Annotated in this window: 14 protein-coding genes; 11 read left to right on the top strand and 3 right to left on the bottom strand. The window is 53.1% G+C overall.

The genetic code is table 11. The features are described 5' to 3' along the window. The first annotated feature begins 281 nt into the window (after positions 1 to 281). The 9 genes from OS190_RS13935 to OS190_RS13895 all read left to right on the top strand — a co-directional run bounded on the left by OS190_RS13935 (position 282) and on the right by OS190_RS13895 (position 9,877). Complete coding sequence (locus OS190_RS13935) at positions 282 to 1,256, top strand: ABC transporter ATP-binding protein (protein ID WP_267159327.1); 975 nt, start codon at positions 282 to 284, stop codon at positions 1,254 to 1,256. Next, complete coding sequence (locus OS190_RS13930; protein WP_267159326.1) at positions 1,253 to 2,347, top strand: ABC transporter ATP-binding protein; 1,095 nt, start codon at positions 1,253 to 1,255, stop codon at positions 2,345 to 2,347. Before OS190_RS13935 ends, OS190_RS13930 begins: the two co-directional genes overlap by 4 nt. After that, entirely contained in the window at positions 2,344 to 3,840 is a 1,497-nt protein-coding gene (locus OS190_RS13925; protein WP_267159325.1) for an ABC transporter substrate-binding protein, read from the top strand. The genes OS190_RS13930 and OS190_RS13925 overlap by 4 nt, the downstream gene beginning before the upstream one ends. A 79-nt stretch (positions 3,841 to 3,919) precedes the next feature. Further along, positions 3,920 to 4,864, top strand: coding sequence for an ABC transporter permease (locus OS190_RS13920; RefSeq protein ID WP_267159324.1), 945 nt, complete (start codon positions 3,920 to 3,922; stop codon positions 4,862 to 4,864). Beyond that, on the top strand, positions 4,864 to 5,751 hold the full coding sequence (locus OS190_RS13915; RefSeq protein WP_267159323.1) for an ABC transporter permease: 888 nt from the start codon (positions 4,864 to 4,866) through the stop codon (positions 5,749 to 5,751). The genes OS190_RS13920 and OS190_RS13915 overlap by 1 nt, the downstream gene beginning before the upstream one ends. 11 nt (positions 5,752 to 5,762) lie before the next feature. Further along, positions 5,763 to 7,553: a gamma-glutamyltransferase family protein gene (locus OS190_RS13910; protein ID WP_267159322.1), complete on the top strand. Its 1,791-nt coding sequence runs from the start codon at positions 5,763 to 5,765 to the stop codon at positions 7,551 to 7,553. A 20-nt stretch (positions 7,554 to 7,573) separates the two neighbouring features. Then, positions 7,574 to 8,326, top strand: a complete 753-nt coding sequence (locus OS190_RS13905; RefSeq protein ID WP_267159321.1) for a DUF1028 domain-containing protein — start codon at positions 7,574 to 7,576, stop codon at positions 8,324 to 8,326. Between the two features lie 37 nt (positions 8,327 to 8,363). Then, the gene (locus OS190_RS13900; protein ID WP_323370716.1) at positions 8,364 to 9,173 is read left to right on the top strand and encodes a sulfite exporter TauE/SafE family protein; all 810 of its coding nucleotides are present in this window, start codon (positions 8,364 to 8,366) and stop codon (positions 9,171 to 9,173) included. Continuing rightward, on the top strand, positions 9,170 to 9,877 hold the full coding sequence (locus OS190_RS13895) for a FadR/GntR family transcriptional regulator (protein ID WP_267159320.1): 708 nt from the start codon (positions 9,170 to 9,172) through the stop codon (positions 9,875 to 9,877). The genes OS190_RS13900 and OS190_RS13895 overlap by 4 nt, the downstream gene beginning before the upstream one ends. A gap of 46 nt (positions 9,878 to 9,923) precedes the next feature. Here the strand turns inward: OS190_RS13895 and OS190_RS13890 are convergent, their stop codons facing one another. Further along, positions 9,924 to 12,137, bottom strand: a complete 2,214-nt coding sequence (locus OS190_RS13890) for a hypothetical protein (protein ID WP_267159319.1) — start codon at positions 12,135 to 12,137, stop codon at positions 9,924 to 9,926. Positions 12,138 to 12,348: 211 nt separating this feature from the next. On the opposite strand from OS190_RS13890, the gene OS190_RS13885 reads away from it, so the two are divergent. Further along, a complete protein-coding gene (locus tag OS190_RS13885) occupies positions 12,349 to 13,344 on the top strand; it encodes a glycosyltransferase family 2 protein (protein ID WP_267159318.1) in 996 nt (331 codons plus the stop codon). 28 nt (positions 13,345 to 13,372) lie between these two features. Next, entirely contained in the window at positions 13,373 to 13,975 is a 603-nt protein-coding gene (locus OS190_RS13880; RefSeq protein WP_267159317.1) for a hypothetical protein, read from the top strand. A gap of 61 nt (positions 13,976 to 14,036) precedes the next feature. On the opposite strand, the gene OS190_RS13875 is transcribed toward OS190_RS13880, so the two are convergent. Next, positions 14,037 to 14,783, bottom strand: a complete 747-nt coding sequence (locus tag OS190_RS13875) for a class I SAM-dependent methyltransferase (RefSeq protein ID WP_267159316.1) — start codon at positions 14,781 to 14,783, stop codon at positions 14,037 to 14,039. Positions 14,784 to 14,817: 34 nt separating this feature from the next. After that, on the bottom strand, positions 14,818 to 15,597 hold the full coding sequence (locus tag OS190_RS13870) for a class I SAM-dependent methyltransferase (RefSeq protein ID WP_267159315.1): 780 nt from the start codon (positions 15,595 to 15,597) through the stop codon (positions 14,818 to 14,820). Between the last annotated feature and the right edge of the window lie 154 nt (positions 15,598 to 15,751).

Below are 15,751 nucleotides of genomic sequence, written 5' to 3'. Positions count from 1 at the left end.
TATTTGAGTTCAGATTAAGCGGAAGCGCCTATTTGTCAACGTAACATTGTGACAAATTTCAGGCTTGCCCGGTGGTCCGGGGCCTGACCTGCGCCATGAACGACCTGCAGCAACGACCGGTTTTTTCGGCGGTCGCGGAACGATCAATCCATCACGTTGCGGCGTGAGAAATTGATCTGATGGACGCATAGCAGAGGCTGAAAATCATTCTGTTGACAGTGAAAACCAAATCTGCAACCAATACCGAATTGGTTCAAAACGAGGGTGTCGTGTCACACAGTATGTCCAATTTGTTGTCCGTGAAGGGCCTCGGATTATCCTTTTCGGAGAAAGGCCCGGACTTCCTTCGAGACGTCAATTTTGACCTTAACAAAGGCGAAACCCTGTGCATCGTCGGGGAATCTGGCTGTGGCAAAAGTCTTACAGCCTTGTCGTTGATGGGACTGCTGGCACCAAGCCTCTCGCGCCGGGTAAAAGGCGAGCTGAGCTTTGAAGGGCAAAGCCTTAGGTTCCAGGATCAGAAAAAACTGCAGCAGATGCGCGGTGGACGTCTGTCAATGATTTTCCAAGAGCCAATGACATCTTTGAATCCGTCATTCCGAATTGGCGATCAGATCAGCGAAGCATGGCAATGCCATCACGGTGCCGGTGGTCGCGAGCGGGCGCTGGAGATGTTGGAACGTGTCGGCATACCAGATGCCAAATCACGAATGAACGACTACCCTCACCAACTTTCAGGTGGCATGCGCCAGCGGGTAATGATTGCAATGGCGTTGGTGAATAACCCATCCTTGGTCATCGCGGACGAACCTACGACTGCGCTGGATGTGACGGTGCAATCGCAGATTCTGAAATTGATGAACGATATGCAGAAAACGCTGAATATGGGGATCATCCTGATCACCCACGACCTTGGCGTTGTTGCCCAGGTCGCGACCCGCGTGGCGGTCATGTATGCCGGTGAAGTGGTCGAGCACGCAAGCGCGGAGGCGATCTTTAATGACCCACAGCATCCTTATACGATTGGACTGATTGCTTCTGTTCCACCGATTTCCGGCCCGCGGGAACGATTGACCGTTATTCCCGGCCGCGTGCCATTGCCTGGTTCACTAGGCAAGGGTTGCCGCTTTGCTGGCCGGTGCCCCTTTGCAACCGAAATCTGCCAAACTGATCCGCCTGTGCAACTTATGGAGGGGTCGCATTTTGTGCGCTGTCACCATGCTCCGATCGAAAACATGAAAGAGTCAGCCGCATGACTGCGATAGTAGAGGCGATTGATCTTGTTAAGGAATTCGATGCCGGCGGTGGTATGCTGGGCAAAGGGAAGAAGGTCTACGCGGTCAGCGGAGTTTCGTTTGAAGTACAGCGCGGCGAGACCTTTGCAATCGTCGGAGAATCCGGGTGTGGAAAGTCGACATTGGCGCGCACGCTGTCGCGCTTGATTGCGCCGACCTCGGGTGATGTTCTTGTTCAAGGAACCTCTGTTGGCGCCTTGAAAGGGCGCGGGTTGCGCGATCTGCGCAGCAAGATCCAGTTCATCTTTCAGGACCCGTTTTCCTCGCTCAATCCGCGCATGTCAGTGGGTGCCTTGATTGCCGAGCCGATGGAAGTACATCGACCAGACCTGAACGCGAAACAGCGTCGTGCGGAAACGGCACAGCTTCTGCGTCAGGTGGGCCTGCGGGCCGCGCATATGGATCGTTATCCGCATGAGTTTTCTGGTGGACAAAGACAGCGGATTGGAATTGCCCGTGCCTTGGCTGCCAAGCCTGAAATCCTGATCGGGGACGAGCCTGTCTCGGCACTGGATGTGAGCGTACAGGCACAGGTTATCAACTTATTGGCTGATCTGAAGACGGAGTTCGGCCTGACGCTGATTATTGTCGCGCATGATCTGGCGGTTGTGCGGCATATGAGTGACCGGATTGCCGTGATGTATCTGGGCCGGATCGTTGAAATTGGAGATGCCGATGCGATCACGGCAAACCCGCGACACCCGTATACCCAGGCGCTGATGAGTGCGGTACCGGAAGCCAGGATTGATGCCAATCGCAATCCGATCCTGCTGGAAGGCGAGATCCCTTCCCCGATCAATCCGCCATCCGGTTGCCGGTTCAGAACACGCTGCGCATTCGCAAAAGCAATCTGCGCCGAGAAGATACCCTTACTTGAAACCACCAAGGACGGTCGTGAGGTTGCCTGCCACTTCCACAAAGAAATCCCTGTTTCCGACTATGGATCAGAGACCCAAGCGTTGCCGGAGGCGGCGAAAAGGCGTTTCGCCCTGTTCCGCGGGGCGGTCAACGCAAGAAAAGAAAACAAGACCCAACAAGGAGAATATCAATGAAAAAAACACTTCTTTTAGCCGCATTGCTGGGCGCGACAGCGTTCAGCGCACAGGCGGGCAATCTGCGCATCGGTCTGGAAAGCGACCCTGATGCGCTTGACCCTGACAAATCGCGCACATTTGTTGGCCGGATCGTCTTTACCTCGCTCTGCGACAAGCTGTTCGATATCACCCCGGAACTGGAGATCGTCCCACAATTAGCAACGGCCTCGACGACTTCTGATGACGGCAAGACAATGACTCTGACGCTGCGCGAAGGCGTGACATTCCATGATGGTACCCCTTTTGATGCAGAAGCGGTAAAAGCAAATATCGAGCGGTCAAAAACCTTTGACGAAAGCGTGCGAAAGTCTGAACTGACAAGCATCGAAACCATCGATGTTGTTGACGATCTGACCGTCCGGTTCAACCTGAGCGCACCTGACGCCCCCTTGATTGCCCAGTTGGCCGACCGCTCCGGAATGATGATGGCACCCAGCGCGCTGTCGCCGGAATTTTCAAATGCGCCGGTATGTTCGGGCCCGTTCAAATATGTTGAACGCGTGGCGCAGGACAAGATCGTTCTTGAAAAGTACGAAGACTACTGGAACGCAGATGCAATTGATCTGGACGGTGTCACCTATACGATTATTCCTGACAGCACCGTGCGTTTGGCAAACCTACAATCCGGCGATATTGATATCGTCAACCAATTGGCGGCAACCGATGCCGAAGCGGTGCGAAACGCCAAAGGGATCAGTTTTGCCAATATCACCGGCCTTGGTTACCAGGGATTGACCTTTAACCTCGCCAACGGTGAAATGGCGCAGACCCCCTTGGGACAGGATGCAAAAGTTCGCAAGGCATTTGATCTGGCTTTGGATAGGGCCGCCATCAGTCAGGTTGTGTTTGACGGTTTGTTCCAACCGGCCAGCCAGCCATTTTCACCTTCCAGCCCGTACTACAACCCAGATTTTCCACCCGTCGAGCGTGACATTGAAGCCGCCAAGGCATTGCTGGCCGAAGCCGGAGTCGCGGTGCCGTTGAAGGTGAAAATTCAGGTGCCGAATACACCTGTGACGATGCAGCTTGTTCAGGTGATTCAGTCAATGGTCGCAGAGGCCGGATTCGAGGTTGAAATCATCGCAAAGGAATTTGCGACCTTGCTGAACGATGCGGATGTGGGTGATTTCCAGATCAGTCAACAGGGCTGGTCCGGTCGTATTGATCCGGATGGAAACATCCACCAGTTTGTGACAACCGGTGCCGGTTTCAACGATGGGCAATATTCCAACGCAGAAATCGACTCCTTGCTGAACGAGGCGCGGACCGTTTCCGACCCGGCAAAACGCGTTGAATTATATCAGAAAGCAGCCGCGATCTATTCCGAAGACCGCCCTCTGCTGTATCTCTACCACCTCGCCTGGCTCTATGGCATCGACGATAAAGTGCAGGGTTTGACACTTTATCCAGACGGGATGCTGCGTCTCGAAGGCGTGAGCGTGGCGGACTAACTCCCCCGAACCGCAACTACCACGCGGTTCAACTCTTCCCCGCGCCGGACCGGCGCGGGGCTTTTGAAAGACAGAACCCATGCTCCGCTTTTTCCTGCGCCGCCTTTTGGTGGCGATCCCGACGATCATCCTGATTTCGATCTTCGTTTTCATGCTGCAAAAACTGTTGCCCGGAGATCCGGTGCTTGCAATGGCCGGAGAAGACCGCGATCCTGAAACTCTTGCACGCTTGCGCGCTAAATATCGTCTGAATGATCCGTTGTTTGTTCAATACTGGACATGGATTACGGGCGTTCTTCAGGGAGATTTTGGCAATTCTATTCGCACAGGCGAGCCGATTGCGAAACTGATCGGGCAAAAATTGCCGGTCACGTTGCAATTGGCCGCGATGTCCATGTTCTTTGCTACATTGATCGGGATCCCGATGGGGATCATTTCCGCCGTCAAAAAAGGTACAAAGACGGATTTTGCGGCAAATGTCGTTGCCCTGTCAGGGTTATCAATCCCTAATTTCTGGCTTGGCATCATGATGATCCTGTTGGTTTCGGTGCATTGGCAGCTTTTGCCAGCCAGTGGCTATGTACCACCGACCGAAGACCTCGGGCAGTCACTGCGCACAATGCTGATGCCTGCCTTTGTATTGGGGACGGGCCTGGCTGCTGCATTGATGCGACATACGCGCTCAGCCATGCTTGAGGTATTGCGCCAGGATTATGTGCGTACGGCGCGGGCAAAAGGATTGATCGAACGTCGGGTCGTCTTGAAACATGCGTTTCGCAATGCGCTTACTCCGATTGTTACGCTCCTCGCCCTTTTGTTCGGCGAACTGGTTGCGGGCGCTGTTTTGACCGAGCAAATTTTCACCATCCCTGGATTTGGGAAGCTGATCGTCGATGCGGTTTTCAATCGTGACTATGCAGTGGTGCAGGGGGTCGTATTGGTCACTGCCTTCGGCTTCATCCTGATGAATCTCCTCGCTGATATGGCTTACATGCTACTGAATCCGCGCCTGAGGAAGAACTGATGACCAATATTCCGACGACTGATACGGCGGTCGCTGACACCGTTTTGGACCGCCCGTCCGAGAGCCGTGCCTGGCGCAAGTTCCGGTCCCATTCGATTGGCAAAGCCGGCGCGTTCATGGTCGCGTTTTTTGTGATCCTCGCGGTTCTTGCGCCTGTGCTGCCGCTTCAGGATCCAGTTGCGACAGATTGGGGTGCCGTTCGCAAGTCACCCTCATTCGCACATTGGTTGGGCACAGATGAAATCGGGCGTGACCTCCTGTCCCGCATGATCTGGGGCGCGCGCGCCTCCCTGCTTGCTGGGGTGGTCTCTGTTGCAATTGCCGTCATTCTTGGTGTGCCACTTGGTATTCTTGCCGGCTATTTCGGGGGATGGACGGACGCAGTTATTTCTCGCTGCACGGAGGCTTTGCTGGCCATGCCCTTCCTGATCCTCGCCATCGCGCTTGCGGCCTTTCTGGGCCCCTCGCTCACAAATGCCATGTTGGCTATTGGTATCGCAGCGATGCCGGTTTTCATCCGGATCACCCGCGGTCAGGTGTTGACCGTTGCGGCCGAGGATTACGTTGAGAGCGCGCGGGCCGTAGGCCTGTCAACGCCCAAGATATTGCGGCGCTATGTTCTACCCAATGTGTTACCGCCGATCCTGGTTCAAGCAACCTTGACCGTCGCAACCGCCATCATTGCCGAAGCCTCTCTCAGCTTTCTAGGCCTCGGCCAACAGCCGCCATCCCCGTCCTGGGGTTCAATGCTGAACACAGCGAAAAACTTTCTTAGCCAGGCGCCCTGGATGGCGCTCTGGCCTGGCATAGCGATTTTCATCGTTGTTTTGGGATTCAATTTACTGGGTGACGGTCTGCGCGACGCGCTTGATCCGCGCTCTGACTAACAGGAGAAATCATGGACATGTTCACAACGCGCCCCGACATTCGGGGCAATTTCGGAGTTGTCACGTCGACACATTGGATTGCATCAGCGGCAGGCATGCGGATGCTGGAACTTGGCGGGAATGCGTTTGACGCGGCAGTTGCTTGTGGTTTGACACTTCAGGTTGTCGAACCACATTTGAACGGACCTGCTGGCGATTTGCCTGCAATTGTGCATCTGGCAAAAACGGGGGAAACGCGGGTGTTATGTGCCCAGGGGATCGCACCGGCCCGCGCGACGATAGATCACTATCGTGCCCAGGGACTCGAACTTGTGCCCGGGTCCGGTTTTCTGTCGGTTGTCGTGCCGGGTGCTTTTGACGGCTGGATGTTGATGTTGCGTGACCATGGTTTGTTGGACCTGCAGACGGTCATGGAACCTGCGATTTCCTACGCCCGCGACGGGCATCCGGTATTGCCACGGGTCGCCGCAACAATCGAAAGTTTGAAAGAGTACTTCAAAGAACACTGGCCAACCAGCGCAGAAACATGGGCACCGGACGATAAATCACCCGAGCCTTGGGCCTTGTTTCGCAACCCGGTTCTGGCGAAAACCTATCAGCGTCTGGTTGATGACGGTGCCGCCGCCGGTGATCGTATTGCGCAAATTGAGGCTGCACGCACAATGTGGCGTGAAGGGTTCGTAGCCGATGGCATTTTTGATTATCTCAAAGATCGTGAGGTTATGGATGTATCAGAATCCGCACATGGCGCTGTTCTGGAACGTGCCGATATGGCGAATTGGCGCGCAACCTGGGAAGTGCCCCTGACAGCGACCTATCATGGCTGGACTATCTCAAAAACCCAGAGCTGGTCGCAGGGACCGGTACTGTTGCAAGCGCTTAAGCTGTTGGAAGGATTCGATCTTGCCTCAATGGATCCGCTTGGGTCTGAATTTGTGCACACTGTCGTCGAAGCCATGAAACTGGCCTATGCTGATCGAGAAGCCTATTACGGTGACCCGGATTTCTTTGAAGTGCCGATGGCGCAACTTTTGTCCGAAGACTATGCGGCAGAGCGGCGAAAGCTGATTTCAGACACAGCCAGTCAGGAACAAAGGCCAGGTCGCATTGCAGGCTTTGAACATCTAGCAGATGGTGCGATTTCACGTGCCGCCAGAAATTTTTCGGTTGCCAGTGGCGTGAGTGCCGGAGAGCCGACAATGTCTCACCTCTCCGAGAAACGCGGGGATACTGTACATATCGATGTAATTGACCGTTGGGGCAATATGGTTGCAGCGACACCTTCGGGTGGGTGGCTGCAATCGAATCCGGTTATCCCGTCGCTTGGGTTTGCGCTTGGCAGCCGTGCTCAGATGTTCTGGTTGGAAGATGGATTGCCGACCTCGCTGAAACCCGGCGCGCGCCCACGCACAACCCTAACGCCAACGATTGCCGAAAAAGACGGGCAGCGGATAGCATTCGGAACGCCAGGTGGCGATCAGCAAGACCAATGGCAATTAATCTGGTTCCTGCGCTTTGTTCACCATGGCTATGGCTTACAGCAAGGTCTGGATGCGCCATTGTTCCATTCCGAACATTTCCAAAGCAGTTTCTACCCGCGCGCTGCACGCCCCGGAGAAGTGACCATAGAACCCTCATTTGGTGCGGATGAAATCGAGGCCTTGCGCCAACGTGGACACAAGCTGGTGATAGCAGAACCGATGACTGTTGGACGCCTGACAGCCGCAATCCGCGATGCAGATGGCAGCTTGCGGGCAGGGGCAACACCGCGCTTGATGCAAGCCTACGCGATGGGACGTTAAAGGGAAAAGGAGTAGTGTAGATGACCTATTCGATCGTTGCCAAAGACCCCGAAACCGGTGCAGTCGGGATCGCCGTTGCCAGCCGCTTCTTCGCGGTGGGGGCAATGGTGCCACATGTTAGTGCAACCCATGCTGTCGCCTCGCAAGCATGGGTAAATCCGCTTTGGGGAACGCAAGGTCTGGCGCAGATGCAAGCAGGAAAATCCGCTCAGTCGGTGTTGGATGGGTTCCTGAGCCGCGATAGCGGACAGGCATCGCGACAATGCCACATGATTGATCCAGAAGGAGGTTTCGCTGCCCACACCGGGCGCGATTGCATCGACTGGGCCGGTCACGAGATCGGTGATAGGTTTTCGGTTGCCGGAAACATGCTTGCGGGGCCTCAAGTGATAACCGCAATGGCAAATGCCTTCCGCCAGGCTAACAACGAACCGTTTGAAAGCCGCATGCTGACCGCACTTGAAGCAGGTGAAACAGCGGGAGGAGACAAACGTGGCCGTCAATCCGCCGGCATGGTCATTCACCGAGGTGAAGATTATGCGTGGCTTGATATTCGTGCCGACGATCATGCTGATCCCTTGGGCGAATTGCGCCGGTTGTTGGCGGTTGCCCGCGAACGTTATTTGCTGATCGCGGACGATCTGCCGACCAGTGCTGCGTTTAGCGGATTGCCAGATCGCGATGATCTGGATGCCAGAATCGCCGCTGCCGATGCGCGCCGTAAGGCCGAAGGCCGGGCTTCAGCAAGCCATGCACCGGAACCCTTTGCATGAGCCTTGCGCGTCGCGCTGACAGAAAGGGGTGTAGGTCTTGAGCGATCCCATGATGTTGATTTTGGTTTCAGCCGGTGCTGGCGTGTTTGGTGGATTGCTTGCAGGGCTTCTCGGCGTGGGCGGCGGTATTGTCATCGTGCCTGCCTTGTATTTTGCACTGTCACTGACAGGCATGGAACCGGATCTGACAATACGCATCGCCGTCGGTACGTCACTTGCTACTATTATCTTTACATCCTTGTCGTCAGCACGGGCTCATCACAAGCGCGGCGCCATTGATTTTCAGATTCTGCGGTATTGGGCGCCGTCAATTGCGATCGGGGTGGTCATTGGCAGTTTGCTGGGTGGCTTCGTCTCTGGGCAACTGATGCTGGGGGTTTTTGCATTGACCGCCTTTGCCGTTGCGATGGATATGATCATGCGCAACCCGGCACCCAGAGAGGCCCCGCGCCAGTTTCCTGGCGCTGTCTGGTTCAGCCTGGGAGGTGCCGCTGGCATCGTTTCCGCGATGATGGGCATCGGCGGCGGCACGGTCTGTGTCCCGATGTTGAGCTTTTTGGGTTATGATATTCGCCGCGCTGTCGGGACAGCTTCTGTCATTGGATTGGTTATCGCGATCCCCGGGGCCGCCGGATATGTTTTTACAGGTCTCGGCGTGCCAGGACGATTGCCCTATTCGATCGGCTATGTAAATCTGGTCGCTGTGGTTGCGATCATCCCCTTGACGGTCACGATGGCTCCGCTTGGTGCCCGGCTGGCTCATGCCATACCCCGCCGAGCATTGCGGTTGGCATTCGGGAGTTTTTTGCTGATAACGTCCCTTCGCATGTTATGGGACATTTTATGAGTACTAAATTGAGCGGTGACGAAAAAGATCTTGAGCTACTGAAAAGCCTGCGCGAAGGATTGGCCTCCGAAGCCTTTCTTCGCGATGGCCGCCTGATCGGCGAACGTGACCTCGCAAGCAAGATGGATGTTTCCCGTGCCAGATTGCGCCGTGCGTTGGATCAAATGGAAAAAGATGGGGACATTTTTCGCAGACAGGGGCAGGGCACCTTTGTCCTTCCCCCGCCTTTGACACATGCGCCTCGCGTGCGCAGCCTGGCAGCAGCAGTCACACCGCATGATGTCATGGAAGTGCGCCTGGAGATCGAACCTGCGCTTGCCGCCCTTGCAGCAGAACGCGCGACAACCAAAGACCTGCACCAACTGGAAAGTTTTTGCGCGGCGACCAAATCACGCCCTTCCGCCGAAGCCTATGAACGTGCTGATGACATTTTTCACTACAAGATTGCAAAAATGGCAGCTAATCCGCTGTTCCTGTCGATCTTCGAAGAAATTCGGGCCGTTCGGCGGGAGGCGGTATGGACCAATGTGCGCGCTGAAAGCTATTCGCCCATGGTTCTGGCAGAAACCTCGGCACAACATGACGAGATCTGCATTGCCATCGCCAGCCAGAACCCGCATTCGGCAGCCTCTGCAATGCAACGCCATCTTGTCCATGTCTCGAACGCGCGCTTACGTCCCAGATGGTATGACGCAGATCAATGAATGAAACCTGTGCAACCGTGCGATTCAAAGCGGTATTTGCCTGCGCCTAACTCAATTCCTTTAGTCCTTTGGAAATCGCGCGATTTGGGTTTTTTTGCACGATATGCGCCCCCAGGGATTTTGCGAGGTCGGTATGGCCCTTGGCGATGGCGCGTTTGAACAACTCGCGTTGATACCGCGGGCTGTCCCTGCGTGCACGCAACAATTGATAATAGCTTTTAGAGGTCAAGGTCCCGCTCAGCGCCCCAAGAATGATCGGACTAAGAATTCCCATCTGATTCAGCGAAGACCCCAGACGGTGCCCTAAGAGCGGTGCGCGCAAATGCTGAACGTTATCCCCTGTGAAACGCGCCGCATGTCTTGCATCCAGAGGTTCATAGGGATCATACAGGATCGAAACGCGATGTGCAGCTTCACTGACCTTGGCCGCATCGCCGTATTTACCGGTAAAATCACGATCCCAGACAACCTTGTAGCGGCTTTCCCACGGGACGACCTCCTTGTCCACGGTGCTTTGTGGTGAGACCGCAATCACGTCGCATCCGGGTGCGGCAGGAGAGAAAGCGCAGGCGGCATAACCCCCCATCGAAGCGCCGTAAAATACCACCCGTTTGAATTGCTTGAAAAAGCCTTCTTTTTTTAGCTGGTCAAATTGGTCATACACCCAGGGTTCTCGATACCAGGTCCAACCACCTGCAAGAACACCAAGCATGGACCAGCCTTGTTCCTTGATAAAGCTATAGCCCCAAGGTCGGCGGTCGTCACGTTTGGTCATCGCAATGTCGAGGTTGTCAAATGTGACAACCAATGTGTCGGGACAACGCGGCATATAAAGAAAGCTGTGACCGTTGGTGCCGGGGCGATACCAGCCTTCCTTTCCAGCCAGTTCTCCTGCCAGATTGCTCCAGTCTTCTTCAGCTTCGGATAGAGGTTCGGGTGGCTTTGGTTCCAAACGGATGCGTGCAACAGTCTTTCCGTCTTCCTCGCGGTCGGAAAGATGGGTGTTGGTTCCATAGGCGCGGATTAGGGGAAAAGCCCCCGAGCCTTTGCGAATATCCATAAAAACGCGGCTGTCCGAATGCATCATCTTATCGAGAAAGATCTTGAGCGCTGGCACCTTGTAACGGTCGCCAAAGCCGCTGAGATTACAAATTACATCCACCGGCTTGAGCTTGCTTTTGTCGCGGATAATCTTGATGCAGTCTTCGTCAACCTCGTGCTCGGTCAGAAAGGTGACATAATCCGCCAGCCAATCCTCGTCAGTGTCATTGAACTCGCCTGCGCGGTTGGTGTTGACCAGATGAATGTCGCAGTCGAATTTGTGATGCAAAGCCAGTGTAAATGCGCGCCCCTGTCCGGTTAGATCGGCAACCGCGCTGACGTCTTCCAGATCCACATGATCTATCAAGGCGCCATCAAAGGTTGATTTCCCGCGGCTTTTTATCGGCGCAAGATGGGGATTGATGTCGTGTTTTTTGACCAGCAATTCCAGATAGCTACCGCTTGGCGGCAAACCATCGTGGATATTGCCCAGTTGGCGTTTGTTCGATGCCCAAAGATGAAGAGCCGTGGTTTTTTCGGTGATCAACTCTTCTACCTTGCTGGCACGGCGCATGAACTTGAAACGTTCGCGAAATGTGATGGGATAAAAAGCATCAAGAGGCTGTACCTGCTCTTGGAGTTTCAGATCGTGCACAAAATGTGTCACCATCATCGGTCCCCAGACTCCCCAGGGTTGTTCGCTGACATGCACCGGTTTGCCCTTTGCAGCCATCTGCCGCATCTTTTCCTGGCGTTTGCGGGGGAGGAACGAGGCAATCGAAAAGCGATCGTCCGTAAACGCGATCATTTGTCTTAGCATTTCACTGTTGGCAGGCATACCTAGGACGGCGTTGTTCACACGATGTTCACCGGGAAGTTCAAAACCAAATACATAATCGCTGTCATATTCCATCGGGCGATGACAATAGACGTCTGTGTCGATCCAGATCATGCCGGGACACTGCTGGATCATATGCAGACGAAACCAGTCAGCAAAAAGCGCAAATGAATCCTTTTTCTCGTATTTGATGAAATCATCGGTGTCGATGATTTCGCGACCATCCCGGCGAATGACACCCTTCGGCACATTTGGAATGTCTTCATAGCTGAACAGGGTGATCTGCTGGCCCTTATCTACAAAAGACTTGAGACAAAGTTGTTCCATCCAACTCAGGGGGCCGCCAATCCATAGCGTACCGACCTCGCGTATGCGTGTCATTTCCTGCTCCTCATCCGTGCGCCGGACTTTGCCATTTGCGCCTCATTTATCCCAACCATAGGTTTTTGCGTCGTGTTTGGGTACCACTAGATTACCAATGACGTCGAAACTTGCTGGGCGTGGCCATGATGCTTGCGTGATTATGGCGCGTGGATATATTGCTTGCAAATAAGAAACAAAGCGTATGTAGCGGCACATGTGAGGCATGGCGATGAGCAGTGAGATGTATACGGTCGTCTCGACCATGAAAAACGAAGGCCCCTACATCATTGATTGGGTGGCTCATTACAAGACCCTCGGCTTTGATCACATCCTGGTTTGTACCAACGATTGTACCGACACCACCGTCGAGATTTTGCTGCGCCTGCAAGAATTGGGTCTGGTCACGCATCACCCGACCATCGTACGCCAGGCGGGCATTCACCGCTCTGCTCTGCGTCAGGCTTCGCGCCGATATGATATTGTGATCGATGCGAAATGGGTTTTTGTCTGTGATGTGGATGAATATCTGAACATTCACATGGGCGATGGTTCTGTTCAGGCTCTTGTCGCGGGTTCAGGCCCTGATGCGGATGTCATTTCTGTCCCCTGGCGCATTTTTGGCCCCAATGGGATCGAAGGCATCGAAGATATGCCAGTAACCGAACAATTCACCATGGGTGAATATGAATGGGACGAAAAAGAGCGCCCGACAACGGGTAAGTTTGTCAAATCAATCTATACAAATCAGTACAAGTTCCAACGCATGGGGCTGCATTCGCCTGTGTCGCTTGACGAACATGTATCGGATACCAAACGCGTCCTGCCGGGAGGTGCGGATTATGTACGTGACGGCGTACGCACCGAAAATCCGCCGCTTTTTACCCATGCGCAGCTGAATCATTACGCCCTGCGTTCGATGGACAGTTTCCTGGTAAAACGCGCGCGGGGCAGAGCAAATCACTCACACCATGTTCTGGGCAAGAAATACTGGGAAAAGTTCAACCTTAATGACGAGGTGGATACGTCAATCTCAAGGTATGCCGCCGCGTCTGGAAAACTGGCGGCTGAGTTGAAAAGCGACCCGATACTCGCGGATCTGCACAAGCGATCGGTGGACTGGCATTTGCGCAAAGCTGCCTCACTCAAGATGGATCCAGATATGGATGAACTGATTGATCACCTGAAGTCTGATATAGGCGTGCAAAACGTCAGGCATTACGGCTGAACCTGAAAACTAGAAAGAGTGTGCACATATGAAAGATACAATGAATGAGATTGAACGACCCAAGTTAACCTTTACCCGTGAAGTCGAAGCCTTTGTGCGAAGCCATTATGAAAAGGCCAAGGTCATCTTGGAATATGGCAGTGGTGGATCAACAGTTATGGCCTCCGAAATGCCCGACAAGACGATTTTCTCGGTGGAAAGCAGTCGCGTCTGGACAAAAATGATGAAACGCTGGTTTGACGAAGCGCAACCCGTTTCGATGCCAGACATGCGGCATGTAAATATCGGCCCAACTGGAAAATGGGGCACGCCGATAGATAGCAGAGCCTATCAACGCTACAGCCTGTATCCATTGTCGGTTTGGGACAGTCCCGAATTCAAGCATCCGGATGTGATTTTGGTAGATGGTCGTTTCCGTGTCGCCTGTGCTCTGACGGCGATGCTACGTTGCACCAAAAAGACAACTTTGCTCTTTGATGATTACGAGGGACGAAAAGGCTATCACGTCCTTGAAGACTATCTTGAAAAAGAGGAAGTCGTTGGAAAAATGGCACGGTTTACCGTGAGCAAAAAAGCCTTGCCTCGTGAACAGCTGACTCAGATCATAGGCATGTATGCACAACATTTTTGATGCCTTGAAAAGGAAGCTATCGGTTTAACAGATTTCTGAATAGCGTTTCGCCGCACAGGCGTTATTCGGCGGCTTGACGCCAACGGTTTTGGTAATCCGTTTGATAAACGTCCTCTCCTGAACTCAACTTCTTGAGAGGCTTACGCACAGCATAATTAAGAATGATCCCACCGTCAGAAAGCTTTCCCGACAAACGTGGTCGTTTTCCGGTTATATTCGGGTTGGTTGTCGCAACCACCTTATAGGCATGCATCGGCATCAGCGGCTGAAGATCACAGTGAAGAACTTCGTAGCCCATTGCCTTTTCCCAGAAACCATACACCATCTCTGGGTTGATCTGATAAAAGGAATGGTTGACCCAATTGTTGCAGGGTGAATGCCCAATCAGCACACCGCCGGGTTTTAGCATTTTGTCGATGTTGCGATATGCCGTCGGCAGATCAAAGATATGCTCACAAGTACCACCATCATAAATCACATCGAACCGTTGGTTGAGTGTTTGCGGTAAATCAGCGCTAAGATCCTGTATGATTGTTGCATTCTCGAAGTTTGAAAAATCCAGTGAATCTACCGAGGTAAACCCCAGTTTTTGAAAGAAGGTTTCGGAATATTCATCGTCGGTGTTCTGCAAATCTTTTTCTGCAGTTCCAGGTAGATATTTTGCAAGCACTTCATCCAGCAACATTGCAGACCGTTTCCGACGTTTGCCGACCCAGCGTTGGCGCCCAAGCATGACGAAATTTCCGCTAAGATCATTGTCTTTCACAGTTTCGATCAAACGCGCAGCAAGAGTATCGGGAAGGGCCATTTACTTACCATCCAAATTCAAGGCTTGATCAGGATCAAAGAGTCTTGGCGACCATAATTCGGTCAGCACTGTTGTTCGCCGCTTTTACAATTGCACGCACATAGCCAATTTCAGATAGCTCAAGCATTGCATCACCCAGGGTATGGGCGCGTATGTCTAAGATGATCCGCCCCTCATCCGCGACGGAATTCAAAAAGAAATCCCGATAGGTGTGCCAGGGAAAATGGTAGCCGCAGGAAATGAAACTGAACGCATAGTCGAGCTTTTTGTATGTAGCGACATCTGTTTTCTCGGGATTGACGGTCTTGACCGCCTTCGCGGGAATGCCGTTATCGGTAAGAAGTTTTTTTGCTGTCCCGAGATTGGAATAAGCGGCACCTTCGGATTTGAAACCGAAATGACGATTTTCGTTACTCTCCAAATCGATGAGGACAAGATCCGTGTCGAAATCCTTTGCCAGAAACAAATCAAACAGCGCATAGCCACAGCCAATATCGGCAATTTTCTTTGGCTTCTTCTTTTCGAAGATCGGGCGAAGTTGGAGATATTCCAGATAGATATAAGCCGCTGCACGGCGGGTCAGCGTTTCAACACCCATGGTGTCGATCAGTTCTTTCATCGGGGCATCATCGCCCTGCGTCCAGGCCTTGATATATCGGTTGAAACGATGCTGGTCCCGGATGATTTCAGAGCGTTGCAAGATCAGATTGACCATGTCGCTTTCATCAAGCGCAGAAATGTTCAGCGAAGTGATCGCATCATCATCGAGCACTCTCATTGCCTGTTCGAAAGTAATCATAGTCCTCAAATCCATTTTCTTATCCATTGTTCAACGATCTTGCCCAATGGTTTATTTTGGCTTTCTTTGTTTACCTTTTTTGTCTGTTTTCAAGGAAAAACACCACAATCGAGGAAACGAAACATGCTGTTGAGCATTTTATGCATCACCTGCTTACGACAATCTCATC

This window comes from Sulfitobacter sp. F26204 (genome assembly GCF_026410305.1).
In the GTDB taxonomy this organism is placed as follows: Bacteria; Pseudomonadota; Alphaproteobacteria; order Rhodobacterales; family Rhodobacteraceae; genus Sulfitobacter.
This window is presented reverse-complemented; position numbering and strand designations above follow the sequence as displayed.

Coding starts and splice junctions, on each gene's coding strand:
- OS190_RS13915 (WP_267159323.1), top strand. CDS start 4,864: ATGACCAATATTCCGACGACTGATACGGCGGTCGCTGACACCGTTTTG.
- OS190_RS13930 (WP_267159326.1), top strand. CDS start 1,253: ATGACTGCGATAGTAGAGGCGATTGATCTTGTTAAGGAATTCGATGCC.
- OS190_RS13895 (WP_267159320.1), top strand. CDS start 9,170: ATGAGTACTAAATTGAGCGGTGACGAAAAAGATCTTGAGCTACTGAAA.
- OS190_RS13875 (WP_267159316.1), bottom strand. CDS start 14,783: ATGGCCCTTCCCGATACTCTTGCTGCGCGTTTGATCGAAACTGTGAAA.
- OS190_RS13885 (WP_267159318.1), top strand. CDS start 12,349: ATGAGCAGTGAGATGTATACGGTCGTCTCGACCATGAAAAACGAAGGC.
- OS190_RS13920 (WP_267159324.1), top strand. CDS start 3,920: ATGCTCCGCTTTTTCCTGCGCCGCCTTTTGGTGGCGATCCCGACGATC.
- OS190_RS13910 (WP_267159322.1), top strand. CDS start 5,763: ATGGACATGTTCACAACGCGCCCCGACATTCGGGGCAATTTCGGAGTT.
- OS190_RS13880 (WP_267159317.1), top strand. CDS start 13,373: ATGAAAGATACAATGAATGAGATTGAACGACCCAAGTTAACCTTTACC.
- OS190_RS13870 (WP_267159315.1), bottom strand. CDS start 15,597: ATGGATTTGAGGACTATGATTACTTTCGAACAGGCAATGAGAGTGCTC.
- OS190_RS13925 (WP_267159325.1), top strand. CDS start 2,344: ATGAAAAAAACACTTCTTTTAGCCGCATTGCTGGGCGCGACAGCGTTC.
- OS190_RS13905 (WP_267159321.1), top strand. CDS start 7,574: ATGACCTATTCGATCGTTGCCAAAGACCCCGAAACCGGTGCAGTCGGG.
- OS190_RS13935 (WP_267159327.1), top strand. CDS start 282: ATGTCCAATTTGTTGTCCGTGAAGGGCCTCGGATTATCCTTTTCGGAG.
- OS190_RS13890 (WP_267159319.1), bottom strand. CDS start 12,137: ATGACACGCATACGCGAGGTCGGTACGCTATGGATTGGCGGCCCCCTG.